A 25,523-nucleotide genomic window follows, 5' to 3' on the forward strand; every position below is an offset into this window, starting at 1 on the left:
GTCTGCAATCATGTTTGGGTGCGCCGTCAAACGACCACGTTCACAAGACGGCCAGGCACCACGACGATCTTCTTCGGGGCCTTGCCTTCGCTGAACTTCCCGACCGCCTCATGCGCGGCGGCGAGCTGTTCGATCGCTTCACGCGAAGCGTCTTTCGCTACCGTGAGCGCGCCGCGCACCTTGCCGTTCACCTGCAGCACGAGCTCGATTTCGGCCTGTTCGAGCGCCTGTTCGTCGACCTTCGGCCATGCCGCGTCGAGCAGCGAGCCGAATTCGTCGGCGTAACCGAGTTCCTGCCACAACTGGAAAGTCTGATGCGGCACGACCGGATACAGCACGCGCAGCAATACGCTGTACGTCTCGCGCAGCACCGCCGGTTGCGCGCCCTTCGCGCTGTCGAGCGCGTTGAGCATCTTCATCGCCGCCGACACCACCGTGTTGTATTGCAAACGTTGATAGTCGAAGTCGGCCTGCTTCAGCACGCTGTAGATCTCGCGGCGCAGCACCTTGTCGACTTCGCCGAGTTGCGCGGCGTCGATGTTGCCGCCGGTGCGCAGCGCTGCTTCGTTCGAATGACCGAAGCCCCACACGCGACGCAGGAAGCGGCTCGCGCCTTCCACGCCCGAACCGGACCATTCGAGCTGTTGCTCCGGCGGTGCGGCAAACATCACGAACAGACGCGCGGTATCCGCGCCGTGCTGGTCGATCAGCAACTGCGGATCGACGCCGTTGTTCTTCGACTTCGACATCTTCTCGACGCCGCCGAGCACCACCGGCTGGCCGTCCTCGTTCAGCACGGCGCCGACCGGGCGGCCCTTGTCGTCGAACGAGACGGTGACGTCAGCCGGGTTGTACCAGGTCTTCTTACCCGCTTCGCTTTCGCGATAGTAGGTTTCGTTGAGCACCATGCCCTGCGTGAGCAGGTTCTTGGCCGGCTCGCCGAAGTTGACCAGGCCCATGTCGCGCATCACCTTCGCCCAGAAACGCGAGTACAACAGGTGAAGGATCGCGTGCTCGATACCGCCGATGTACTGGTCCATCGGCGCCCAGTAGTCGGTGCGCTCGTCGACCATGGTCTTCGCGTCCGGCGCCGCATAGCGGTAGAAGTACCAGGACGAATCGACAAAAGTGTCCATCGTGTCGGTTTCGCGCTTGGCCGCGCCGCCACAGGTCGGGCACGTGCAGTTCACGAATGCCTCGGACTTCGCGAGCGGATTGCCCGAGCCGTCCGGCACGAGGTCTTCCGGCAGCACGACAGGCAGATCTTTTTCCGGCACGGGCACGTCGCCGCACGTCGGGCAGTGAATGATCGGAATCGGCGTGCCCCAGTAACGCTGGCGCGACACGCCCCAGTCACGCAAACGCCACGTGATCTGCTTGTCGCCGAGGCCGAGTTCTTTCAGATCGGCGGCGATCGCGTCGACCGCCTGCGTGTAGTTCAGGCCGTCGTACTTGCCGCTGTTGACACAGACGCCGCCCTCCTTCTCGCCATACCATTCCTGCCAGGCTTCGGTGGAGAATTCCTTGCCTTCAATCTCCACCACCTGCTTGATCGGCAGACCGTATTTCTTCACGAACGCGAAGTCGCGCTCGTCGTGCGCCGGCACGCCCATCACCGCGCCTTCGCCGTAGCTCATCAGCACGTAGTTGCCGATCCACACTTCGACCTGTTCCTGCGTCAGCGGATGCGTGACGTAGAAGCCGGTGGGCATGCCCTTCTTTTCCATCGTCGCCATGTCGGCTTCGGCAACGCCGCCGCGCTTGCACTCTTCGATGAAGGCTTGCAGTTCCGGCTTGTCTTGCGCGAGACGCGTGGCGAGCGGATGCTCGGCGGCAACCGCGCAGAAGGTCACGCCCATGATCGTGTCGGCGCGCGTGGTGAACACGCGCAGCAGCTTCTGCTCGCCGTCGATTTCATACGGGAAACCGAAGTTCACGCCGAAGCTCTTGCCAATCCAGTTCTGCTGCATGATCTTGACGCGCTCGGGCCAGCCGAGGCCTTCGAGGTCGTTCAGCAGTTCATCCGCGTACTGCGTGATGCGCATGTAGTACATCGGGATTTCGCGCTTTTCGATCAGCGCGCCCGAACGCCAGCCGCGGCCGTCGATCACCTGCTCGTTGGCGAGCACGGTTTGATCGACAGGGTCCCAGTTGACAGTACCGGTTTTCTTGTACGCGATGCCCTTTTCGAGCATCTTCAGGAACAGCCACTGATTCCACTTGTAGTAATCCGGGCTGCAAGTCGCGACTTCGCGCGACCAGTCGATCGCGAGGCCCATCGACTGCATCTGCTTCTTCATGTAAGCGATGTTGTCGTAGGTCCACTTCGCCGGCGGCACGTTGTTGGCCATGGCGGCATTTTCCGCCGGCATGCCGAACGCGTCCCACCCCATCGGCATCAGCACGTTGTAGCCGTTCATCCGCAGATAGCGGTACATCACGTCGTTGATCGTGTAGTTGCGCACGTGCCCCATGTGCAGCTTGCCCGACGGGTACGGCAGCATCGAGACGCAATAGAACTTGGGCTTATCAGTGGTTTCTGACGTCTTGTACGCGTCGATGGCGCGCCATTGCCCTTGCGCGGCGGCTTCGACGTCGGAGGGAACGTATTTTTCGTGCATGGTGTGATGAGATCGCTGGGTTCGGTGCTTTCGCACCGGCCGCTTTGGTGCTCTGCTGGATGAAAATGGCGTCGTTTCCCCTTCTGCGGGGAAAGGGCTGATTATACCGTTCGCGGACGGGCACGCCGCGCGGCGTGGTGCGCGAGGGCGACGGCGTTCGGCCTGAGCGGGCGCGGTATCGCCGGCGCCGCTATGGCTTCGCGCCCGGCGGCGGCGGATCCGTCACGAAACCGATCCGCTCAAGCCCAGCCTGTTGCGCCGCGCCCATCACCTGCGCGATCACCTCGTAGCGCGTCGAGCGCTCGGCACTCAGGTGGATCTCCGGCTGGTCGCCCTGCGCCGCTTTGCCCGCTGCCATGAATTGCGCACGCATCTGCTGCAGCGTGATGACGTTGCCGTTCCAGTACAGCTTGCCGGCGGCGTCGATTGAAAGAGAGATGGTTTGCGGCGTTTGCCGCGCGGGCGCCGCCGCAACCTTAGGCAGGTCGAGCCGGATCGCGTGCGTGAATAAAGGCGCCGTAATGATAAAAATTACCAGCAGCACGAGCATCACGTCGATCAACGGCGTCATGTTGATCTCGGCCATCGGCGCGGCCGTCTGCTTTTTCTCGAGTCCGCCGAATGCCATATCGCCTCCGTCTCTCTTCCAGCTTCAGCGCTGCGCGTGGTGGCTCAGGGCCGGCGCTGGCTGATGCTGCGGCCGGGGCTGATCCGCGGGCGCGCACACATAGGCGTGCAGATCGTGCGCGAAGCCGTCGAGTTCTTCCGACAACTGCCGCACCATCCGCCCGAGCACGTTATAGGCGAGCACCGCCGGGATCGCGACCACGAGGCCGAAGGCCGTCATGATCAACGCCTCGCCGACCGGCCCCGCGACGTTTTCGATCTGGGCCTGACCGCTCGCCGCAATGCTGCCGAGCGCGTGATAGATGCCCCACACGGTGCCGAGCAAGCCGACGAACGGTGCCGTACTGCCCACTGAAGCCAGCAGCACCTGGCCGAATTCGAGCCGCCGCTGCGACGCGTTGAGCGCCTGACGCAGCGCTCTCAGCACTCGCTCACCGCGCTCGACGCGCGCGAGCAGCGCGCCCGGAATGTCCACTTCAGCCGCATGCAGCGCGGCCTCGGCGAGCGGCGTGAAAACGCGCTCGCGATCCGCGCGCTTCAACGCCGCGACGCCGTCCGCCAGCGTCGACGCCTGCCAGAACTGCGCAATCGCCGGCGCAGCCTGACGTTTGGCGCGCGTGAGGATCCAGCTTTTGACGATCAGAAAGCACCAGCTCGCAATCGACATAGCCAGCAACACGTACGCGACGCCATGCGTGATCGCGTCGCTGGTTTCCAGGTAATGGATGATGCCGCTGCTACCTGCCATCTGACCTCGCCGTTAGAAAGTGACTTCGGGGGCGCTGCTACTAACGAGCAAAACGGGGCCGAAACCGGCCCCGTGGGACGCTCAACGCAGGCCGAGCACGTCCTGCATGTCGAAGAAGCCGTTCTCGCGGCCTTCGAGGAAACGTACGGCACGAAGCGCGCCTTGCGCATACGAGAGGCGGCTCGCCGATTTGTGCGTGATCTCGATGCGCTCGCCGATGCCGGCAAACAGCACCGTATGGTCGCCGACGATATCGCCGCCACGAATGGCCGAAAAACCGATCGTGGACGGATCGCGTTCGCCAGTTACGCCTTCGCGGCTGTAGACCGCGCAGTCGTCGAGATTGCGGCCGAGCGCGTTGGCGATCACTTCGCCCATGGTCAGCGCGGTGCCGGACGGCGCATCGACCTTGTGGCGATGATGTGCCTCGATGATTTCGATGTCGTAGCCGGTCGCGAAATGCTTGGCGGCGTACTCGAGCAGCTTCAGCGTGACATTGACGCCCACACTCATGTTCGACGAGAACATGATGGCGATCTTGTCCGCCGCGGCGCGCAGTTGCGCTTTCTGTTCGTTATCGAAACCGGTCGTGCCGATCACCATTTTGACGTTGTGGCGCTGCGCGGCTTCCAGATGCATCAGCGTGCCTTCGGGACGCGTGAAGTCGATCAGGTAGTCGGATTCCGCGAACACGCGTTCCACGTCGTCCGTCAGCAACACGCCCGTCTGTTTGCCGAGAAACGCGCCGGCGTCCTGACCGAGTTGCGGGGAACCCGCACGGTCGAGCGCGCCGGACAGCGTGGCATCTGAATCATTGAGGACGGTTTCGATGAGCATCCGGCCCATACGGCCCGATGCGCCAGCAATGGCAATTTTCATGGCTACGAGGGTTCGAAAGGGGTAAAACGCGGCAAAACCCGTCAAACGCGGGCAAAAGCGGCGGCGGGCACACACCCGGCGCCGCACATACCGGGCCAGCGGACGACCCGCACAGGCACAGCGAAAAGGCCGACGGGCGCGGCGTACAGTGCATTCCGACGCAGCGCCCGTCTAACCGTCCCAAGAGAAAGACAGCGTGCTTAGCCGCCCGTTCCCACGGTGGATGAAGATGACGTCAACGGCGCGTTATGCGTTGGGCCGCCGTTATCGCTTTGCGGGCCCGTCGGTCCCACCGGATTGTCCTGCGTACCCGGAACCTGCGGCGGCGGCGGACGCGTGAACTGGAACTGCGGCTGGCCGGCGGCCGTTGGGCCTTGCGGCGGAATACCGCCACCATTGGCGGTCGGCGCGGTAGAGCGCACCGACGACTGCGTTTTGCCCGACGGCGATTGCACCGCATTGGTCAGCCGATTGGCGGCTTGCGCGGCTTCGGCGTTGGCATCCGTGGACGGCACGGCCACCGCGGTGGCGCCTTCGACGGACGGCGAGCGCGTGGTGTCCACGGCAGCCGGCGCTGCGGCCACCGGCGCGCTGGCGCCAGTTGCAGCGCTTGCCACGTTCGGCGCGGCAGCCTTCTTCTTGCCGGACTTGTCGCCGTCGATTTCCGCCAGCAACTCGAGGTTGGACGGCAGATCTTCGCCGCCCGACCAGCTGGCGACGCGGTCGCCCGCGAAGATGATCACGAAGTCGCGCTGCTGCACGACGTTAGTCGAGCCGCGCTTGAAATAGAACACGTAGTCCCAGCGGTCCGCGTGGAACATGTCGGTCAGCAAGGGCGTGCCGAGCAACTGCTTCACCTGCGCGCGCGACATGCCGACCTGCATCTGTGCAGCCGCTTCCTGCGAGACGAAATTACCCTGCACCACCGTAATCCGGTACGGGGTGATGCTTTGGGCAACGCGCTGCGTCAAGCTGTCGTAGGTGGAACATCCGGCAAGAACCGCGACAGTCGCAACAGCGATCAAGGTACCCCGCATGCGGCTCCCCCGGTAGATCAATTGAGATTTTGAAATCATTTCACTCACCGTGCGGGCCCGCTGACGAGCCGCGCGAGATTCATTCCATCGAAGATGACCAGAACGGCAAAAACACATTACTATGAGAGCCCAGCATTGTACTCTAGGGATCCCTTGTCATGACCAATCCAACCGATCTCAAGAATATCGGGCTCAAGGCGACCCTTCCGCGCCTCAAAATCCTTGAGATTTTTCAGCATAGCCCAGTACGCCATCTGACTGCAGAAGACGTCTACCGCAACCTGCTGCACGAAGAACTCGATATCGGCCTCGCAACCGTGTATCGCGTGCTGACGCAGTTCGAGCAGGCCGGCCTGCTCTCGCGCAGCAATTTCGAATCGGGCAAAGCCGTGTTCGAATTGAACGAAGGGTCGCATCACGACCACCTCGTTTGCCTCGATTGCGGGGTCGTCGAAGAGTTTTTCGACTCCGAAATCGAGAGCCGGCAGCAATCCATCGCGAAGGAACGCGGCTTCAAGCTGCAGGAACATGCGCTGGCGCTGTACGGCGCGTGCACCAAGGAAAATTGCCCGCATCGCAAGCACTAATGTCGGATTAGTGGGCTGCCGGCCGCGTCGGGGTGCGCGGTTCGGTGGACAAACAAAAGACCCGGCCGATGACAATCGGCCGGGTCTTTTTACGTGCGTGGCGGCTGTCGTAGCGCCGGAATGCGGGCGCTTCCGTGCGTGCACGGCAGATTCTGGCCTATTCCGGCAACTCCACACTCGCCGATCCGCCCGACTTCGGCAACGTGACGCTCGCCGATTGCGGCCTATTCAGCCAACTCCACACTCGCTTCAAACAGCAGGCGCCAAGGTTCGGCCAACGGCAGTTCATCGCAGTTGGGCTGCTCGCCGCCACGATCCACCACCACAAAATCGCTCACCTGATCGAGTGCGAGCAGCGGATGGTGCCAAACCCCTTTCGCGTAGTTCACACCCTGCCAGCCGTCGCTCCAGAACGCCCGCATTCGCGCCGGATCGAGTTCGCCCGCCGGCGCGACGACCACCAGATAACGGCGCGCCGTTAAGGGAATGAAAGCCTGGCTGCCGAGCGGATGCCGCTCCATCATCGCGATTTCGATCGGCAACGCGCGCGGCTGCGCCCGAAACAGATTGATCAGCGGCCGGCCGCCGTGCTCCATCACGTCGACGTTCGCGAGGTCGTGATAGCGCTCGGTCGTGCCGCCGTTGATCGGGAAATGGCGCGCGCCGTCCAGTTCGATGACGTCGCCGAACGGCGCGAAGGCCGCGCGCGTCAGACGTTCCACATGCAAGGTCTTCATCGGCATGGCTCCGTCAGGCGATCTCGCCCCACAACCGCAGGCGCGACACGCCGCCATCCGGAAAGATATTGAAACGAACATGCGTCACCGGCCCGAGCGACGCGATGCCGTCCGCGAACGTGTGCACGTGGTCCATCTGCAGCTTCTGTTCGCCAAGCAGCACCGGCCAGAACATCGCCTGCGTGACGAGCGAATCGTCCGTGCCGCCCGTGACCGAGGCCGCCTGCAGCGAACAGCGATCGGGATAATTACCCTTGAAGTGGGCCGTATCCACTTCGATCTTACGAATCACGCCCGGCCGCGCGAGCGCGACGATCGCCCAGTCGTTGCCCGGCTCGCGACGGCGTCGCGTCTCCCAGCCGTCACCCATATTGACGCCGCGGCCCGGCATCAGCATCTGCGAGGCCGGCCCGAAATGCTGGTTGTTCGCGGCAACGAGGTATGCGCCGTTCTCGATCGCGGCGAGGTCGAGCAGCGTGCCGCGCTCGACGCGTTCCCAGTCGCGTTTCGGCTGACCATAGACGCGCAGACGCGCGAGACCGCCATCCGGATACAGATTCACCCGCAGATGAGTGAAAGCGCGCGCGTCGCTCACTTCGACGTAATGGTGATGGTTGCCCTGCAGCGTGGTGGCCGGCACCAGGACCTGCCAGTCGGCGTTGTCGGGCGGAACGTCGCCGTCCACGTAGCACGCGTCGATCGACGCGGCCGGCGGGAAATTGCCGGTGAAGTGGCTCGTGTCCAGATCGACGCCGTGCACGACGCCCGGCCGCGCGAGCCGGATCACGCAATAGTCGTGGCCGGTGGTGCGCTTGCGGCGCGTTTCCCAGCCGTCCATCCATTTGCCGTGGTCGTCGTATTTGCCGGGAATGAACACCGCCGGCTGCGGCTCGAGCATGCGTTCTTTCGGCGCGAAGAATTCGTCGCTCGCGTGGAGCGCCTGGGCGCCCAGACGCGGGTCGGCGAGGTTCATGTAGCGACGAGTAAAAGCGGGGGCGTTGGGGTCGAGGATCGGATTAGCCATAGTCTCGGTCAGGCAGCGAAAAGTAAGGAAGAGGCGGCGGAGTCGGAACATCCGCCGGAGCAGAACGCGCGCTGCGTTGGCGCGCGATTGATTAGCGAAGAATCTGGCGACAGGGCGGTGTGATCGGAACCCGCTCAGACGGCCGGCACGTGTTCGCCGGCGGCCGGCTCGGCGCCTGCGTCTTCGCCTGCGGGCACATAGCGCAGCGCTTCGTCACGGTTCAGCACGCGATGGGCGCGCGCCCGGTCGATATCGTTTTCCCACACGGCGACCACCACCGTCGCGACGCAGTTGCCGATCAGATTGGTCAGCGCACGGGCAATGCCGACGAACCAGTCGACCGGCAGAATCAGCACGAGGCCGAGCACGGGAATGGCCGGAATCGCCGACAGCGTCGCAGCCAGAATTACGATGGCCGAGCCGGGAATGCCGTGCGCGCCCTTCGACGTCACCAGCGACACCAGCACCACCACGATCAGGTCATGCACGGACAGCGGCGTGTTGGTGGCCTGCGCGATGAAAATCACCGCAAGCGTCAGATAAATGGAGAAGCCGTCGAGATTGAAGGAGTAGCCAGTCGGAATCACCAGCCCGACGGTCGAATCCTTGACGCCCATCCATTCGAGCTTGCGCATGATCTGCGGCAGCACCGCATCCGACGAAGCCGTGCCGAGCACGATCGACAACTCTTCGCGCAGATAGCGGATCAGCTTGAAGATGCTGAAGCCGGCCAGACGCATCACCACGCCCAGCACGACGACCACGAATGCGAAGCAGCTCACGTAGAACACCAGCACCAGCATGCCGAGTTGCTTGAGCGACTCGACGCCATAGGTGCCGGTCGTGAACGCGATCGCACCCAGCACGCCGAGCGGCGCGAGCTTGATGATGAAACCCATCACGCGAAAGAACACCTGCGCAAGCTCGTCGATCAGGCTGCTCACGCGCTGCGCCTTATTGCCCAGCAGCGACAGCGCCGAGCCGAACAGCACCGAAAACACGAGGATTTGCAGGATGTCGCCGGTCGCGAATGCGTTGATGGCCGTGTCGGGAATGATCTTCAGCAGAAAACCGGCCGTGTCCTTCAGGCTCTTCGCGTTCTCGGTGTAAGTCGACAGCGAAGCGGGGTCGAGCGAATGCAGGTTGATATTCATGCCGACGCCAGGCCGCGTCGCGTAGGCCAGCACCGCGCCGATGACGAGCGCGATCGTCGTCATGACCTCGAAGTAGATCACCGCCTTCAGCCCGACGCGGCCCACTTTGCGCAGATCGCCGGCATGCGCCATGCCGCCCACCACCACGCAGAAAACGATCGGGCCGATCACCATCTTGATCAGCTTGAGAAAGCCGTCGCCGAGCGGGCGCAGCGATTGGGCGAAATGCGGAAACACGGCACCGATCACAATGCCCGCCACCAGCGCGATGACGACCCGGCCAAACAGTGAATTGAAGAACTTCAACACGGCTTCCTCCTGAGTAGGATTCACATCTGTTCAGACTGGTCCGACCAGTACTGTTATGGCGAATAGTAGGAAGCCGATATACTGACGTCAAGGATTCAATAAATAGCGTTTACCCGCTGTCTTTTGCGTATTTCCTAGTCTGATTGCCCATCCTGGACGGCTACCCGTATGAGCGTCCAGAACGCGTATTACAATGCTGGTCAGACCGCCCACCCAAGTGAGCCACGATGAAAAACGTTCCGCATACCGTTACCGATGCCGCCATCGCGACCATCCGCGAACGGATCGAAGCGGGCGTCTATCCGGTGGGCAGTTTGCTGCCGGCGCAGCGTCAGCTCTCGGAGGAACTGGCGATCAGCCGCGCCTCACTGCGCGAGGCGCTCTCGACGCTCGAAGCGCTCGGTCTGCTGATGATCCGGCCCGGCAAGGGCGTGTATGTGGAAAGTGCGCAGGCCGCAGCCGCGCAATCGTGGCGCTTCGCGGAACAGTCGTCGCTGCCGGACACCTACCAGATGCGTTTCGCGCTGGAAGGCTTTATCGCGCGCATGGCGGCGCTGGCGGTCAGCGATTCCGACCTCGCCTGGCTCGAAGACAACATCGCGGCCATGCAAACGGCGCTCGCCTGCGACGAACTCGATGAAGCCGCCCGCCTCGACTACGACTTCCACATGCGCATCGTGAGCATTGCCGGCAACGCGGCGATCGAGTCGATCCTGAGCAGCGCTGCGGAAATCATGAAGGAAAGCCAGCGGATGCCCTTTTACCGGCGCGAGTTAGTGCTGTCCACGTACACCGAGCATCGGGCGATTCTCGACGCGCTCCAGGCTCGCGATTCCGCCGCCGCCGGCAAGGCGATCGAAACGCATATCTCGAACGCCGCGCAGCGCGCCGGCGTTTATTTCCCGATTCCGCAGGCGTAAAAAAAACCGCTCCTAGGAGCGGTTTTCTTTTGCGGTTGCACCGCGCCGCCGGCCCAAGGCCAGCAGCAGAGGCGCAGCTAAAATATCCGCTTACTTCGCGTTGGCCAGCGCCACAGCCGTGTCCAGCATGCGGTTCGAGAAACCCCACTCGTTGTCGTACCAGCTCGACACCTTCACCAGACGGCCCGACACCTTGGTCAGCGTGGCGTCGAACGTCGACGAAGCCGGGTTGTGGTTGAAGTCGATCGAAACCAGCGGCGCCTCGTTGTAACCGAGGATGCCCTTCAGCGCGCCTTCCGATGCCTCCTTCATGATCGCGTTGACTTCCTCGACCGTCGTGTCGCGTGCAGCGATGAACGACAGATCGACGACCGACACGTTGATCGTCGGGACGCGAATCGCGTAACCGTCCAGCTTGCCGTTCAGTTCCGGCAGCACCAGGCCGACTGCCGACGCAGCGCCGGTCTTGGTCGGGATCTGGCTGTGCGTGGCCGAACGCGCGCGGCGCAGGTCTTCGTGATACACGTCCGTCAGAACCTGGTCGTTCGTGTACGCGTGGATCGTGGTCATCAGACCGTTCACGAGGCCGATCTTGTCGTTCAGCGGCTTGACGAGCGGTGCGAGGCAGTTGGTCGTGCACGATGCGTTCGAGATCACCGTGTCCGATGCCTTCAGCACGTTGTGGTTCACACCGTAGACGATCGTTGCGTCGACGTCCTTGCCGCCCGGCGCCGAGATGATGACCTTCTTTGCGCCGCCCTTGATGTGCGCGCTCGCCTTTTCCTTGGTCGTGAAAAAGCCCGTGCATTCCATCACGACGTCGACGTTCAGCTCGCCCCACGGCAGTTCTGCCGGATTGCGGTTAGCCAGCACGCGGATCTTGTCGCCGTTGACGACCAGGTAGTCGCCGTCCACCGACACTTCACCCGGGAACTTGCCGTGCGCCGTGTCGTATTGCGTCAGGTGAGCGTTGGTCTTGGCATCGCCGAGATCGTTGATGGCGACGATCTCGATATCGTGCTTCTTGCCGTTTTCATAGAAGGCGCGCAGCGTGTTGCGGCCGATCCGGCCGTAGCCGTTGATTGCGACGCGAATCGTCATGGTCTATCTCCTGATGGCTGAAAAAAAATCTTCCATGTTCGTCTGCCCTTGCGGCGCAACCGCGTGTGGGGTACACGCGGCGGCGCTTACCGAAGGTCAGCCGAGTGCGGCTTTAGCCGTCTCTACCACGTGCTCGACGGTGAAGCCGAAATGCTTGAACAGCACGCCAGCCGGGGCCGATTCGCCGAACGTGTCGATCCCGACCACGCCGCCTTCCAGGCCCACGTACTTGCGCCAGAAATCCGTCACGCCCGCTTCGATCGCGACGCGGCGCACGCCGCGCGGCAAGACGCGTTCGCGGTACTCGGCGTCCTGCTTGTCGAACACGGTGGTCGACGGCATCGACACGACTCGTGCCGCGATGCCTTCACGAGCCAGCGGCTCGACCGCGTTCAACGCCAGTTCGACTTCCGAGCCGGTGGCGATCAGGATCACCTTGCGCGCGACGATCTCGTCGTTCCAGTCGCGCAGCACGTAGCCGCCCTTCTCGATGTTGGCGATCTGCGCGTCAGTACGCTCCGAGAACGGCAGGTTCTGACGGCTGAAGATCAGGCACGACGGACCGTGGTGCTCGACCGCATGGGTCCAGGCCACCGCCGTTTCGACCGTATCGGCCGGGCGCCACACTTGCAGATTCGGAATCAGACGCAGGCTCGCGACGTGTTCGATCGACTGGTGAGTCGGGCCGTCTTCGCCCAGGCCGATCGAGTCGTGCGTGAACACGAAGATCGACGGCGCCTTCATCAGCGCGGCGACGCGCAGCGCGTTGCGGCTGTAGTCCGAGAACGTCAGGAACGTACCGCCGAAGGCCTTGAAGCCGCCGTGCAGCGCGACGCCGTTGATCGCGGCGCTCATGCCGAATTCACGCACGCCGTAGTTCACGTAGTTACCGGCGGCCTTGCCTTCAGCGTTCACACGTACCGGCTTGGCGGCCTTCCAGTTGGTCAGGTTCGAGCCGGTCAGGTCGGCGGAACCGCCCAGCAGCTCCGGCAACACGGCCGACAAACCTTCGATGGCCTGTTGCGATGCCTTGCGCGTCGCGACCGTTTCCTTGCGCTCGTTCGCGCCGGCGATGATGGCCTTGGCCTTTTCCTTCCAGTCGGCGGGCAATTGCTTCGCGTCGCGGCGCTTGAATTCAGCGGCTTCCTGCGGGTATTTGGCTGCGTACGCAGCGAATGCCTTGTCCCAGTCGGATTCGTTGCGCGCGCCGGCTTCCGTCGCGTCCCATGCTGCGTAGACCTCTTGCGGGATGACGAACGGCTCCCACTTCCAGCCGATCGCTTCGCGGGTTGCGGCGATTTCCTTGTCGCCGAGCGGCGAGCCGTGCGAATCGTGGCTGCCGGACTTGGTCGGCGCGCCTTCGCCGATCACCGTCTTGCAGCAGATCAGCGTCGGCTTGTCCGACAGCTTGGCTTGCTTGATCGCGGCGTCGACCGCGTCGACGTCATGACCGACCACGTTCGGGATCACGTTCCAGCCGTACGCTTCGAAGCGCTTCGGCGTGTCGTCGTGGAACCAGTGAACCACTTCGCCGTCGATCGAGATGCCGTTGTCGTCGTAGAGTGCGATCAGCTTGTTCAGCTTCAGCACGCCCGCGAGCGAGCACGCTTCGTGCGAGATGCCTTCCATCAGGCAGCCGTCGCCAAGGAACACGTACGTGTGGTGGTCGACGATCTTCGCGTCAGGCTTGTTGAATTCGGTGGCGAGCAGCGATTCGGCGAGCGCCATGCCGACTGCGTTTGCCAGACCCTGCCCGAGCGGGCCGGTGGTGGTCTCGACACCCGGCGTGATGCCGTATTCCGGGTGGCCCGGCGTCTTCGAATGCATCTGGCGGAAGTTCTTCAGCTCTTCCATCGGCAGGTCGTAGCCGGTCAGGTGCAGCAGCGAGTACAGCAGCATCGAGCCGTGGCCGTTCGACAGCACAAAGCGGTCGCGATCGGCCCATTGCGGGTTCTTCGGGTTGTGACGCAGATGGCGCGACCACAAAGCCACGCCGATTTCGGCCATGCCCATCGGCATGCCGGGGTGGCCGGAATTCGCTTTTTGAACGGCGTCCATGGACAACGCGCGGATTGCGTTGGCCATCAGGGAGGTGGGTGCGGGAGACGGGGTCGTCATGTCGAGTCCGGAGACAGAGTCAGAAGGCGGTGCGCGCTTGAGGCCCGGATGCTCGAATGCCAGTCCACTTCGGCGCACGGTGCGGCGCCAGGAGACGCGAAACGGGCAGAGCAAACGGACAAGGCTGAAAGCGTGACATTCTAACAGAACGTTGACCGGCCCCTCGCGCGCAAAGCCACCCAGCGGCCTGGTTTCGGGCTGGTTCAGCGCTGGTTCAGGGCTTATTCCGGCCTGGCAGTGCGCCGGTTTTTGGCCGCTTGAGCAATTATTGCTGGCTGGCGGTGCGCCGGTTCCGAGCCGTCGCTGCACACGGACGAGGGGCCACGCCGCGCCTGCGCCTTTACAATTGAGCGACATCAACCCACCGCGCTCCCGACGGAGCCCGCCATTCGTGAGCGCTCCCCTGCTGTTCCACCCCACCGCCGGCGCAGTCTACGGATTTTCGAACGCGCGGCGGCTTGCGCAAGTCGATTCGCCCTACCAGCGTATCGAGGTATGGGACACGCCACAGCTCGGCCGGCTGTTTACGCTCGACGGCCGCCCGATGAGCGCCATCGGCGACGAATTCATCTACCACGAATGCATGGTGCATCCGGCCGCGCTGGCGCATCCATCGCCGAAGGCCGCGCTGGTGCTGGGCGGCGGCGATGGCGGCGCCGCGCGGCAATTGCTGAAACATCCGGGCATCGAGCGGATCGTGGTGGCGGAGCTCGATGCGGAAGTCGTGCGTCTGACCCGCGAGTATCTGCCTGAGATCCATGGAGGCGCTTTCGACGATCCGCGCGTCGAGCTGGTGATCGGCGACGCTGCGGATTACGTCGCGGCCGTCGCCGTCGCCGCCCAGTTCGATCTGGTCGTGTTCGATCTGACGCCACCGGACTCACCCGCCGCAGGCCTGTACACGCCCGACTTCTACATGCGGCTCAAGCGCGTGATGAGTCCGGCAGCCGTGCTCTCGCTGCACCTCGGGTCGCCGTACTTCCATGCCGAACGCGTCGCCGGTCTGCTCGACGATCTGCGCGACACCTTCGCGATCGTGCGCACGATGAGCACTTTCATCCCGCTCTATGGCTCGCTCTGGATGATGGCGACCGCCAGCGACACGCTCGACCCCGGGGGCGTCACCGTCGAAGCACTCTCCGAGCGCCTTGCCGCGCGTCGAATCGACGCGTTGCGGTACTACGAGCCGGCCCTGCATGCCGGACTGCTCTCGGCATCTGGGTCCGTGCGCGATAAACTAAGTCAATTCTTAAAGCCATCAAGCTAACGCCCGGGCAAAATGCGCGGTTCGGTCGGCGCTCGCTATCGGTGCGCCGACACGCGACCGACCTCCCGCCTGGCCTCGCCGCATGCATCCCGCAACCGCAATAGATCCGGAGAATCCCATGACCGCCCCCCGCCCAGCCGGTGTGCCCTGGTTGACCCCCTATCTGACGGTGCGCGACGCGCGTGCCGCGACGGCGTTCTTCGAAGCGGCATTCGGCTTCGAGGTACGCGACAGCGTCCAGGACGACGGCGTCGTCATGCATGTCGAGATGACCTATCAGGGCCAACTGATCGTGATGTTCGCGCCGGAAGGCGCGTTCGGCTCGGCGGCGAAAACACCCAAAAGCGCGGGCGCGATTGCGCCGCAATCGTTCTATGTCTATGTCGACGATGTCGACGCGGTTTACTCGCGGGCGCTAGCCGCCGGCGCAAAATCGCTGAGCGAGCCACAGGATCAATTCTGGGGCGACCGGTTCGCCCAGGTCGAAGATCTGGACGGCTACCGTTGGGCGCTCGCTCGCCACCTTTCCTGAACCAATGAGTATTTTTCTGATGCCTCGCTTCTTCGTCGGTACGCCTCTCAAGCCCGACGACATCATGCAGTTGCCCGATGACGTCACGCGCCACATCCTCGTACTGCGCTTGCAGCCCGGCGATTCGATCGTGCTTTTCAACGGCGAAGGCGGCGAATACAGCGCCGAACTCGTCGAGGTCGAACGCCGCTCGGCCAAAGTGAGGATTCACGAATTCCGCAATATCGAAGTGGAAGCGCCGTATCACCTCACTCTCGCGCAAGGCATCGCCGGCGGCGACAAGATGGACTGGCTCATCGAGAAGGCCGTCGAACTCGGGGCATCGTGTTTTGTACCGCTCACGACCACCCGCAGCGTCGTGCGTCTGTCCGGCGACCGCGCGCAGCGGCGGCACGTGCATTGGCAAGGCATCGTGCGCGCGTCGTGCGAGCAGTGCGGGCGCAATCGCCTGCCGGAAGTGATGCCGGTGCGCGAGATCGCCACGTGGCTCGGCGCGTTGCCTCGCACGCCTGAAGAAGGTGAAATGCGCATTCTGCTGTCGCCGCGCGCCAGCATCAGCTTTTCGGCGCTGCCCGCCGATCCGCCGTTCGGACGCGTAACCGTGCTGGTCGGCCCGGAAGGCGGCTTTTCAGCGGCGGAAGAAGCCGCTGCGACCGACCACGGATTTACCGCCGTCGGCCTCGGTCCGCGGGTGCTGCGCACGGAAACCGCGGGCATCGCCGTGCTTTCGGCGCTGGCGGCGCGCTGGGGCGGCTGGTAAGCCAAAAGCAAAGGCCCGCCAATTGGCGGGCCTTCTCTTTGTTTTGCTACGGTTGGCGGGGTTCCGGCGAACCGTTCAGGCAGCCTGTCGGATGTACCTCAGGCAAACGAATAAAACACCCGGAACGCCACCTTGCGCTCGGCCCAGAACTCGGCCGCTTCGCGGAATACGTCCAGTAGCGTCTCGCGCCCTTCCTTGTCGAACTTTTGTGCAACCGGCAACTGCTCAAGCACGATCACGAACCCGGGCTGCGCGCCTGCCTTATGGACCAGATCGGTCAGGCAATCATAAAGCGCGTCGTAATTCTTGCCGAAATGCTTCGGAAACAGGAACGACGTAGCAATGGTCTCCAGCACTTCCTGTTTGGACTGAGCGTTCGCGCAGTAGGCGTACAGAAAATGCTGGCCGAGTTGATTGGCCTCGTCAGCGAGATCCTGCACGCGAAACGCGCGGATCGACTGTACGATGTTCGGTCGTACGGTCTTGAAAAGGCTCATGGGCTCCTCGTTCGATGAAAGCACAGTGCTGGCTTCGCTCTGGTTATCCCGGCCCTGGTCGCCGGCGCGCATTCGCATGACGCGTTGGAACAAATTGCCGTCGCCGGCCGCGAAAAGATCCGTCGCGACTCCGGAGTCGTGCGCGTAGACGTTGTCGCTCATGCCGTTCATCCCGATGTCATTCAACAATACGATTAAAACTGGTGTAATGGTCGTCCGAGTAGTAACAGTTGTCGATCCGCTGTAGCGGACCTCCGCAGACGATGCGACGCGCCCCGCGGTTTCGTGAACGAGGCGTGGGAACGGTGTATTCGTGGTAATAGCCGCGCCGATGCGGCGGTAGCAACCGTTCGCGATTGCCGAATACGATGCCGTCCTTCTCATACGGGTAAGGCCCGCCTGCGGCAATCAAGTTCAATGTATTGACCGCTTCGCGTGGCAACTGCGCCGCCGCGATGGTGCCCTGCACCTGTGCTTGTGTATCGGCAGGTGCCGTGTAGTCGCGCGCAAACGCGCCAGGCACGGAGCCGGATAAAGCGCAGAGCGTCAAAGCACCGATCAGCACGCCTTTAATGCGCAGCCACTTGCGTGCCATGAATCAAGGTTCCCCGCTGTTAGATCACGAGTTTGACGACCATGAAAGTCGTAAGGGTATCGCTAAAACCCCACAGAATCAACGTTCGCCGGACAGGCAAAAGCCTCCAATCGCGCGGGAAAGAGCCACGGATCGGGCTTTGACGACTTTTGACAGAATATTTAGCCTGTACAAGCTAAAATTAATCTAACGAAGCAAATCAGGGTGACCCCAAACCCACGGGTCGCCCATTGCGCAGTCCATTTCCTGTAGTAGGAGCCTTACGGCTTCCACAGTCTCTCAAAGGCGGAATGGTTTTATTCGGCCTTTTTTAGGGTGGCTATCCCCTGTTCACCCGCAGGCGTGCCCGTTGCGGGCACGCCTTTTTTTTGCATGGCGTCCGTTCACTCGACGCCACGCTTCAGTCCCGGATCGAGAATCAGCGGGAAGCGATCACGTCTGCCACCAGCAGCGCCGTCATGTTGACGATACGGCGAACCGTGGCCGAAGCCGTCAGCACGTGCACCGGCTTGGCCGCGCCGAGCAGCATCGGCCCGATCGCGATGTTGTTGCCCGCAGCGGTCTTCAGCAGGTTGTACGAGATGTTGGCCGCGTCGATGTTCGGCAGCACCAGCAGGTTCGCGTCGCCTTCGAGCGTCGAGTCGGGCAGCACTTCGCGGCGCAGATTCGCGTCGAGCGCGAGGTCGCCGTGCATTTCGCCGTCCACTTGCAGTTCCGGCGCGCGCTCGCGCAGGATTGCCAGCGTGTCGCGCATTTTCTGCGCGGTCGGGGCATTGCTCGAGCCGAAGTTCGAATGCGACAACAGGGCGACCTTCGGTTCGATACCGAAGCGACGTACTTCCTCGGCTGCCATGATCGTGATCTCAGCGAGCTGCTCCGGCGTCGGATCGACGTTCACGTGCGTGTCGACCAGGAAAATCTGGCGGTTCGGCAACACCAGCGCATTCATGGCCGCATAGACCTTCGCGCCTTCCTTCTTGCCGATCACCTGATCGATGAAGTGCAGGTGGCGATGCGTGGTGGACACCGTGCCGCAGATCATGCCGTCCGCCTCGCCCTTCTCCACCATCATCGCGCCGATCAGCGTGGTGCGGCGGCGCATTTCGAGCTTCGCCATCTGCTCGGTGATGCCCTTGCGGGACATCATCTTGTGATATTCCTGCCAGAAATCGCGGTAGCGCTCGTCGTGGTCGGTGTTCACGACCGAGTAGTCCTGACCCGCGACCAGACGCAGGCCGTAACGCGCGATGCGCTGTTCGATCACCGCCGGACGGCCGATCAGGATCGGCTTCGCGAGCTTTTCGTCGACGATGATCTGCATGGCGCGCAGCACGCGCTCTTCTTCGCCTTCCGCGAACACAATGCGCTTCTTCTCCGGCTCGACGCCACGCGCCAGCTGGAAAATCGGCTTCATGGTCGTGCCGCTGTGATACACGAACTGCTGCAGATGCTGTTCGTACGCTTCCATGTCCTCGATCGGACGCTCAGCCACGCCCGAAGCCATCGCGGCCTTCGCCACAGCCGGCGCGACCTTGACGATCAGGCGCGGGTCGAACGGCTTCGGAATCAGATATTCCGGACCAAACGAGAGATCCTGGATGCCGTACGCGGTCGCGACGATATCGCTCTGCTCCTGGCGGGCCAGCTCGGCGATCGCATTGACCGCCGCAATTTCCATTTCACGCGTCACCGTCGTCGCGCCCGCATCCAGCGCGCCGCGGAACAGGAACGGGAACACCAGCACGTTGTTCACCTGGTTCGGATAGTCCGTGCGGCCCGTGCAAAGCACGGCGTCCGGACGCACTTCGAGCGCCAGTTCCGGCATGATTTCCGGCGTCGGGTTGGCCAGCGCGAGGATCAGCGGCTTGTCCGCCATCTGCTTGACCATGTCCTGCTTCAACACGCCGCCGGCCGAGAGACCCAGGAAAACATCCGCGCCGCCGATCGCCTCAGCGAGCGTGCGAGCGTCGGTTTCGCGTGCGAAGCGTTCCTTGTCCGGGTCCATCAGTTCGACGCGACCCTTGTAGACCACGCCGGCCAGGTCGGTGACGGTAATGTTTTCGAGCGGCAGGCCGATGTCGACCAGCAAATCCAGACAGGCCAGCGCCGCCGCACCCGCGCCGGACGACACCAGCTTGACGTTCTTGATGTCCTTGCCGACCACCTTCAGACCGTTGGTGATGGCCGCCGCGACGACGATCGCCGTACCGTGCTGGTCGTCGTGGAAAACCGGAATCTTCATGCGCTTGCGGCATTCGCGCTCGACGATGAAGCAGTCCGGCGCCTTGATGTCTTCGAGGTTGATACCGCCGAAGGTCGGCTCCAGCGCGGCGATGACCTCGACCAGCTTGTGCGGATCGGACTCGTTCAGCTCGATATCGAACACGTCGATGCCGGCGAACTTTTTGAACAGGACGGCCTTGCCTTCCATGACCGGCTTCGAGGCGAGCGGCCCGATGTTGCCGAGACCCAGCACCGCGGTGCCGTTCGTGACGACGCCGACCAGGTTGCTGCGCGCGGTGAAGCGTGCGGCGTTCAGCGGGTTTTCGACGATTTCCTCACACGCGAACGCGACGCCCGGCGAGTACGCCAGCGCGAGGTCGCGCTGGTTGATCATCTGCTTGGTCGGGGCGATCGCGATCTTCCCGGGGGTCGGGAACTCGTGATAATCGAGGGCGGCTTCGCGGAGTTTGCTATTGGCGGGAGTCGTCATAAGGCGGGCTTCGAAGTGCGGATTAGAATAGATGTTCGACGGCATTGTAGCCCCAATTGCCGGCTCAATTCCTTCAATACGGGTACAACTGCCGCGACTGAAACATAGCGAAAGGCAGACTCGGCGCGCTTTGGGCCAGCCGCCAGTTGAATCGGAGTTGAGTGCGAATAGAGTGTTTACCCGCAGACATCTCCGTACAATGCGCGCCGTTAGCGGTTTTTCGTTGCACTTACCCGTTCATCCATTGCCACCATGCTCTCCGAGTTTTCGCTGATCGATCGCTTCTTCACCCGCCGCGCCGCCGCTGTGTCGACCCGTGTCGCGGAAGGCGCGCTCGGCATCGGCGACGACTGCGCGCTGCTTGCGCCGCGCCCGGGAGAAATGCTGGCGATATCGACGGACATGCTGGTAGAAGGCCGCCACTTCTTTCCCGACATCGATCCCGAGGCGCTCGGTCACAAGGCGCTCGCGGTGAACCTGTCGGATCTGGCCGCCATGGGCGCAACGCCACAGGCGTTCACGCTGGCGTTCTCCTTGCCCAAAGCCGACGAAGCGTGGCTCGCCGCCTTCAGCAATGGCCTCTTCACGCTGGCTGAGCGCTACGGCTGCGATCTGATCGGCGGCGATACGACCGGCGGGCCGTTGAATCTGTGCATCACCGTCTTCGGCAGCGTGCAGCCGCACGTTGCGCTGCGCCGCGACGCCGCGCAACCGGGCGACGACATCTGGATCTCCGGCACGCTCGGCGACGCACGCGCGGGCTTGGGCGTCATGCGCGCCGAGTGGCCAGCGGATGCCGGCGACACTGCGACGTTTCGTCGCGCCCTCGAGCGCCCGGAGCCGCGCGTCTTCCTTGGTCTCGCGTTGCGAGGCATCGCGCACGCAGCGCTCGACCTATCGGATGGACTTGCCGGCGATCTGCTGCACATCCTCAAGCGCTCTGACGTGCAGGCCACGGTCGACGTCGACGCCGTGCCGCGTTCGGCCGCGCTACGCCGCCTCTCGCCCGAGATCCAGCGGCGCTGCACGCTGGCCGGCGGCGACGACTACGAGTTGTGCTTTACCGCGCCGGTTGCGGCGCGCGCCAAGGTCGAAGCGGCCGGCCGCGAGGTCGCCGTACCCGTCACCCGCATCGGTACAATAAGCGCTCTCCAAACGGCGGCCGACCGCCCCTCGATCGGCTGGCGCGATGCCGCCGGCGCGCCGCTTACTCTGACGTTGCAAGGCTTCGACCATTTCCATGCAGACTGATCCCCCGCTGGTTCCCACCGACGATCTGATCGGCCATCCGCAGCCCAACGGGTCCGGCCCGCGCGCGCCGCGTCCTCAGCCGCGCCGCGCCACCGCGCGTTTCATGCTGTCGCATCCGCTGCACATGCTGTCGCTGGGTTTTGGCAGCGGCTTGTCGCCGATTGCGCCGGGCACCGTCGGCACGCTGTTCGCCTGGGCTTCGTTCACCGTCCTGAGCCGTTATCTGACCGTGCTCGAGTGGGGCGTGCTGATCGTCGCCGGGTTTTTCGGCGGCATTGCGATTTGCGGTTTTACCGCGAAGAAACTGGGCACCGACGATCCGTCGCCGGTGGTCTGGGATGAAATCATCGCGTTCTGGCTGGTGCTGCTGATGGTCACGCCGGTCACGCTGGCCGGGCAGTTCGCCGCGTTCGTCGTGTTCCGTTTCTTCGACATGGTGAAGCCGCCGCCCATCGGCTATTTCGATCGCCGACTGAAAGGTGGCTTTGGCATCATGTTCGATGACCTGGTCGCCGCGTTCTTCACATTGCTCGTGATTGCGCTCTGGCGCATGTCGGTTTAACCGTTGGCCGTTGGCCGGCGCCGGCGCGTAGCTGCGCGCCGGCACCGGTGGCCGACTGCCTCCCGCAGCAGTTCCCCGTTTTTCCGGATTGACGCCATGCCTACCGATTCCGTGGTTCACCAGCTTGCGATTCGCGTAAGCAACCGCCTGCGCGACGAACGCCTGATGCTCGTCACCGCCGAATCCTGCACGGGCGGCATGGTAGCGACCGCGATCACCGATATTTCCGGCAGCAGCGGCTGGTTCGACCGAGGCTTCGTCACCTATTCGAATCAGGCGAAGTCCGAGATGATCGGCGTGCCGGCCGACCTGATCGAAAAGCACGGCGCGGTCAGCGAGCAGGTGGCCCGCGCGATGGCCGAGGGCGCCCTGCGCAACAGTCGCGCGCAGGTGTCCGTATCGATTACCGGCGTTGCCGGCCCGGGCGGCGGGACGGAAACGAAGCCGGTCGGCATGGTGTCGTTCGGCTGGAGCAATCGGCTCCATACGTCGGTGGAAACCAAGGTCTTCAAGGGCGACCGCGAGAAGATTCGCGTGCAGGCCGCCGCGCATGCGTTGCGCGGCCTGCTGGCCTTGCTCGACGAGCGCGAACATTAACGTGAACATCAGCGTCTGGTTCAAAACCTGAGGCGCCGCCTACGATGGCCAATATGCCGACTTCGCAAGCAGCCAAAGACGAGTTGATCCGCCGCTTCGATCTGAAGCCGCATCCGGAAGGGGGATTTTTCAGCGAGACGTATCGGTCCGCGGAATCCGTGCTCCGCGCTGACGGTTCAACGCAGACGCGCTCGGCGTCCACCGCGATTTACTACCTGCTCTGTGACGGCGCGCATTCGGCGTGGCATCGGATCAAGTCCGACGAGGTCTGGCATTTTTATGCCGGCGAGCCGTTGAATGTCCACGTCCTCGACGAAGCAGGCTCGCTGATTACGCACAAGTTGGGCAACGCACTGACGCATTCGGATGCGGTATTTCAGGCGGTGGTGCCCGCGGGGTTGTGGTTTGCCGCGGAATGCGCGGACCCGGCGACGTTCGCGCTGGTGGGCTGCACGGTCGCGCCGGGGTTTGAATTCAGCGAGTTCGAGCTGGCGGATGTCGAGGCATTGAAGGCGCAGCATCCGCAGCATGCGGCGTTTATCGAGCGGCTGGGGCCGATTACCTGACCAGCATCCGCCGAAGGCAGGGGCTCAAGCCGGCCACTTGATCAGCTTGGACAGACGCAAAAGCTACGACTAGCGGCAGCATGAGAATCAACAAAACGCCAAGGCTGCCACCGTTTGCCTGAACAGCCTCGGCAGAGACAAAGATTCAAGCCGGCCACTTGACCCGTCCGAGCAAAACTGAAATCGATTCTAAGGCCGTCGCTCACGACGGCCGCCATCCATCACCGGAACGCGTTGATCCGGTCACGCGTTGCCATCGCGGCTTTCGCTGCTGCTTCCGCGAAATCGTCATCCTTGCCGGCGTAGATAATCGCCCGCGACGAGTTGATCAGCATGCCCGTGCCGTTCGCCGTCCGGCCGGCGTTGACCGTCGCCTGGACGTCGCCGCCTTGCGCGCCGATGCCCGGAATCAGCAGCGGCATATCGCCGACGATCCCACGCACCACTTCGATTTCCTTCGGGAAAGTCGCGCCGACCACGAGTCCCAACTGCCCGCTCGCGTTCCACTTGTCCGCCGCCAGTTGCGCGACGACCTGATACAGCGGACGTCCGCCCGTCTCCAGGAACTGCAGGTCCGAACCGCCTGCGTTCGAGGTCCGGCACAACACGATCACGCCCTTACCCTCATGCTCCAGATACGGTTCGATCGAATCGAAACCCATATACGGATTCACTGTCACCGCGTCCGCCTGATAGCGCTCGAAGGCCTCGCGCGCGTACTGCTCGGCGGTGCTGCCGATATCGCCGCGCTTCGCGTCCAGAATCACCGGCAGACCCGGGTGGTTCGCATGAATGTGCGCGATCAGTTGCTCGAGCTGGTCTTCCGCGCGATGAGCGGCGAAGTAGGCGATCTGCGGCTTGAACGACGACGCATAGGGCGCGGTCGCATCGACGATAGTGCGGCAGAAGTCGAAAATCGCTTCGGGGCGGCCGGCAAGCGCGCCTGGGAATTTGCTGGGCTCGGGATCGAGGCCGACGCACAGCAGCGAGTTCGTGCGCCGCCAGGCGTCGTTGAGTGTCTGAATGAAATTGGACATGGTGAGTCTCGCGGCGAGCCGATAACGGAAGAGGCGCGTATTTTACCTGTCCTGCACGGCGGGCCGGAACGCGTGCGCCCGTTCCGTACCGCCCCGCTCGCCTCTACTGCCGCCGCCGCGAACTACGCGCGCCCGGCATCGAGCGCAAACCCGTGCGTTCGACGGTAAAGCGGAACGTGCGCGTGAGCCGTTCGCCGCGCGCGAGCATCGTCATCCCGTTCTCGCACGCGCCGCCCGCCAGATTCATCGCGTTGATCGGATGGTCGACCGGCTCGAAGCAGAAGAAGTCTTCGCGCGGCGGCGTGTACAGCACGTAGTAGTCGGTGTCGGCGGCGATATTCAGCGACAGGCGCCGTTTCGGCCACACCACTGCCGCCTGCCCGCTCCAGCCCGTGAACGCGTGATTGACGATGGTCTCCGGCAGCGGATACGCAACGCCGAATTGCCACGCGGGCGGTGCCGGCACATGGCGCACCGGCAGCCAGTCGTCGCCGGAGAGCCACAGTCCGCCGGCCGCCGCCGACAGCTCGGTATCGGCGTCACGCACGAAAAATGGATGCACGCCCAGCCCGAAAGGCAGCGCCTCGCGGCCGGCATTCTCGATGTCCAGCGTGATGACGAGCGTGGGACCGTCCAGCGTATAGGTTTGCGTCGCGCGGAACGCGTACGGTTTGCCGTCGTGGCGATCGAGCGTCAGCCGGACCCTTTCACGGTCCGACTCCGCGACCTGCCAGGCCGAGAGCCAACCGTCGCCGTGAATCGGCAAGGGTTCGTCGGCGCGATTTTGCGGCACCTCGACGCGCCGCCCCGCCACATTGAATTGACCGCCGCCGATCCGGTTCGAATACGGCAGCAGCGGATAGCAGGCCAGCTGGTTCGGCTGGGTATCCGAGGCGACATGACGGCAGCGCCGGAAAATCGGCGTGAGCGCGCCATCGTTGCGCCAGTCGAAGCGGGTGACGCCGCCACCGAGCGTCGGCGCGACGTCGAGGCGCAAATGCGCGTTGGCAAGCGTGATGCAAGCGAGTTCGCCACCGCTCGTCTCACCGACCGCAACCGCGGAAGTACTGGGACCCGGAAGCACCGGATTGGCCGCCGCGTTGAGTCGCGCGCGCCGGCTCTGAGAAGAGGCGGAAACAGGATTCGCAACAGTCATATCTGGCTCCATCGAGAGGCGTGGGACATGGCCGTCATTGCTGACGGATGCTGTTGGGCGATTTTTTTGCACCGGTCGCCTCTGGGTCCGAACTGCATGCTGCCGATTTGCTGGCACTGGGTTTGCGA

The 25,523-nt window shown here is 63.4% G+C and carries 24 protein-coding genes; 9 read left to right on the forward strand and 15 right to left on the reverse strand.

Features of this window, described 5'->3' with window-relative positions; genetic code table 11:
* Positions 1-26: 26 nt before the first annotated feature.
* The 5 genes from leuS to DSC91_RS23040 all read right to left on the reverse strand — a co-directional run bounded on the left by leuS (position 27) and on the right by DSC91_RS23040 (position 5,912).
* Complete coding sequence (gene leuS, locus DSC91_RS23020; protein ID WP_115781025.1) at positions 27-2,621, reverse strand: leucine--tRNA ligase; 2,595 nt, start codon at positions 2,619-2,621, stop codon at positions 27-29.
* A gap of 190 nt (positions 2,622-2,811) precedes the next feature.
* Positions 2,812-3,249, reverse strand: a complete 438-nt coding sequence (locus tag DSC91_RS23025; protein ID WP_115781026.1) for an ExbD/TolR family protein — start codon at positions 3,247-3,249, stop codon at positions 2,812-2,814.
* Between the two features lie 24 nt (positions 3,250-3,273).
* Complete coding sequence (locus tag DSC91_RS23030) at positions 3,274-3,996, reverse strand: MotA/TolQ/ExbB proton channel family protein (protein ID WP_115781027.1); 723 nt, start codon at positions 3,994-3,996, stop codon at positions 3,274-3,276.
* An 81-nt stretch (positions 3,997-4,077) separates the two neighbouring features.
* Positions 4,078-4,875, reverse strand: a complete 798-nt coding sequence (gene dapB / locus DSC91_RS23035; protein WP_115781028.1) for a 4-hydroxy-tetrahydrodipicolinate reductase — start codon at positions 4,873-4,875, stop codon at positions 4,078-4,080.
* Between the two features lie 200 nt (positions 4,876-5,075).
* Positions 5,076-5,912, reverse strand: a complete 837-nt coding sequence (locus tag DSC91_RS23040) for an outer membrane protein assembly factor BamE domain-containing protein (RefSeq protein ID WP_115781029.1) — start codon at positions 5,910-5,912, stop codon at positions 5,076-5,078.
* Between the two features lie 158 nt (positions 5,913-6,070).
* Between DSC91_RS23040 and fur the strand changes: the two genes are divergently transcribed.
* A complete protein-coding gene (gene fur / locus DSC91_RS23045; protein WP_115781030.1) occupies positions 6,071-6,499 on the forward strand; it encodes a ferric iron uptake transcriptional regulator in 429 nt (142 codons plus the stop codon).
* A gap of 224 nt (positions 6,500-6,723) precedes the next feature.
* On the opposite strand, the gene DSC91_RS23050 is transcribed toward fur, so the two are convergent.
* From DSC91_RS23050 to DSC91_RS23060, 3 genes are all read right to left on the reverse strand, one after another.
* A complete protein-coding gene (locus DSC91_RS23050) occupies positions 6,724-7,236 on the reverse strand; it encodes an ureidoglycolate lyase (RefSeq protein WP_115781031.1) in 513 nt (170 codons plus the stop codon).
* 13 nt (positions 7,237-7,249) lie between these two features.
* On the reverse strand, positions 7,250-8,260 hold the full coding sequence (gene alc / locus DSC91_RS23055; protein WP_115781032.1) for an allantoicase: 1,011 nt from the start codon (positions 8,258-8,260) through the stop codon (positions 7,250-7,252).
* A gap of 134 nt (positions 8,261-8,394) precedes the next feature.
* Entirely contained in the window at positions 8,395-9,723 is a 1,329-nt protein-coding gene (locus tag DSC91_RS23060) for a C4-dicarboxylate transporter DctA (protein ID WP_115781033.1), read from the reverse strand.
* A gap of 227 nt (positions 9,724-9,950) precedes the next feature.
* Between DSC91_RS23060 and DSC91_RS23065 the strand changes: the two genes are divergently transcribed.
* Positions 9,951-10,643 carry a FadR/GntR family transcriptional regulator gene (locus DSC91_RS23065; RefSeq protein WP_115781034.1) on the forward strand — a complete coding sequence of 231 codons (693 nt, stop codon included), beginning with the start codon at positions 9,951-9,953 and terminating at the stop codon, positions 10,641-10,643.
* Between the two features lie 90 nt (positions 10,644-10,733).
* Here DSC91_RS23065 and gap read toward each other — a convergent pair whose 3' ends face one another.
* Positions 10,734-11,744: a type I glyceraldehyde-3-phosphate dehydrogenase gene (gene gap / locus DSC91_RS23070; RefSeq protein WP_028196421.1), complete on the reverse strand. Its 1,011-nt coding sequence runs from the start codon at positions 11,742-11,744 to the stop codon at positions 10,734-10,736.
* Between the two features lie 96 nt (positions 11,745-11,840).
* Entirely contained in the window at positions 11,841-13,862 is a 2,022-nt protein-coding gene (gene tkt, locus DSC91_RS23075) for a transketolase (protein WP_115781035.1), read from the reverse strand.
* A gap of 391 nt (positions 13,863-14,253) precedes the next feature.
* Here tkt and speE point away from each other — a divergent pair, with 391 nt between their 5' ends.
* The 3 genes from speE (at position 14,254) to DSC91_RS23090 (ending at position 16,421) form a co-directional block, all read left to right on the forward strand.
* Positions 14,254-15,129 carry a polyamine aminopropyltransferase gene (speE, locus tag DSC91_RS23080; RefSeq protein ID WP_115781036.1) on the forward strand — a complete coding sequence of 292 codons (876 nt, stop codon included), beginning with the start codon at positions 14,254-14,256 and terminating at the stop codon, positions 15,127-15,129.
* A 118-nt stretch (positions 15,130-15,247) separates the two neighbouring features.
* Positions 15,248-15,661, forward strand: a complete 414-nt coding sequence (locus DSC91_RS23085; protein ID WP_115781037.1) for a VOC family protein — start codon at positions 15,248-15,250, stop codon at positions 15,659-15,661.
* 19 nt (positions 15,662-15,680) lie between these two features.
* Complete coding sequence (locus DSC91_RS23090; RefSeq protein ID WP_115781038.1) at positions 15,681-16,421, forward strand: 16S rRNA (uracil(1498)-N(3))-methyltransferase; 741 nt, start codon at positions 15,681-15,683, stop codon at positions 16,419-16,421.
* A gap of 98 nt (positions 16,422-16,519) precedes the next feature.
* Here DSC91_RS23090 and DSC91_RS23095 read toward each other — a convergent pair whose 3' ends face one another.
* The 3 genes from DSC91_RS23095 to DSC91_RS23105 all read right to left on the reverse strand — a co-directional run bounded on the left by DSC91_RS23095 (position 16,520) and on the right by DSC91_RS23105 (position 20,271).
* On the reverse strand, positions 16,520-17,080 hold the full coding sequence (locus tag DSC91_RS23095; RefSeq protein WP_115783446.1) for a barstar family protein: 561 nt from the start codon (positions 17,078-17,080) through the stop codon (positions 16,520-16,522).
* A 16-nt stretch (positions 17,081-17,096) separates the two neighbouring features.
* Positions 17,097-17,513, reverse strand: coding sequence for a ribonuclease (locus DSC91_RS23100; RefSeq protein WP_115781039.1), 417 nt, complete (start codon positions 17,511-17,513; stop codon positions 17,097-17,099).
* Positions 17,514-17,931: 418 nt separating this feature from the next.
* Positions 17,932-20,271: an NADP-dependent malic enzyme gene (locus DSC91_RS23105; protein ID WP_115781040.1), complete on the reverse strand. Its 2,340-nt coding sequence runs from the start codon at positions 20,269-20,271 to the stop codon at positions 17,932-17,934.
* A gap of 207 nt (positions 20,272-20,478) precedes the next feature.
* Between DSC91_RS23105 and thiL the strand changes: the two genes are divergently transcribed.
* The 4 genes from thiL (at position 20,479) to DSC91_RS23125 (ending at position 23,202) form a co-directional block, all read left to right on the forward strand.
* Positions 20,479-21,477 carry a thiamine-phosphate kinase gene (gene thiL / locus DSC91_RS23110; protein ID WP_115781041.1) on the forward strand — a complete coding sequence of 333 codons (999 nt, stop codon included), beginning with the start codon at positions 20,479-20,481 and terminating at the stop codon, positions 21,475-21,477.
* A complete protein-coding gene (locus DSC91_RS23115; RefSeq protein WP_175171960.1) occupies positions 21,467-22,039 on the forward strand; it encodes a phosphatidylglycerophosphatase A family protein in 573 nt (190 codons plus the stop codon). Before thiL ends, DSC91_RS23115 begins: the two co-directional genes overlap by 11 nt.
* 96 nt (positions 22,040-22,135) lie before the next feature.
* Entirely contained in the window at positions 22,136-22,636 is a 501-nt protein-coding gene (locus DSC91_RS23120) for a CinA family protein (RefSeq protein ID WP_115781042.1), read from the forward strand.
* Between the two features lie 53 nt (positions 22,637-22,689).
* Entirely contained in the window at positions 22,690-23,202 is a 513-nt protein-coding gene (locus tag DSC91_RS23125; RefSeq protein ID WP_115783449.1) for a cupin domain-containing protein, read from the forward strand.
* 221 nt (positions 23,203-23,423) lie between these two features.
* On the opposite strand, the gene pyrF is transcribed toward DSC91_RS23125, so the two are convergent.
* Both pyrF and DSC91_RS23140 read right to left on the reverse strand, forming a co-directional pair.
* Positions 23,424-24,239, reverse strand: coding sequence for an orotidine-5'-phosphate decarboxylase (gene pyrF, locus DSC91_RS23135; protein WP_115781044.1), 816 nt, complete (start codon positions 24,237-24,239; stop codon positions 23,424-23,426).
* 103 nt (positions 24,240-24,342) lie between these two features.
* On the reverse strand, positions 24,343-25,395 hold the full coding sequence (locus DSC91_RS23140) for an aldose 1-epimerase (RefSeq protein WP_115781045.1): 1,053 nt from the start codon (positions 25,393-25,395) through the stop codon (positions 24,343-24,345).
* Between the last annotated feature and the right edge of the window lie 128 nt (positions 25,396-25,523).

Origin of the sequence: Paraburkholderia caffeinilytica (assembly GCF_003368325.1) — a bacterium.
In the GTDB taxonomy this organism is placed as follows: Bacteria; Pseudomonadota; Gammaproteobacteria; order Burkholderiales; family Burkholderiaceae; genus Paraburkholderia; species Paraburkholderia caffeinilytica.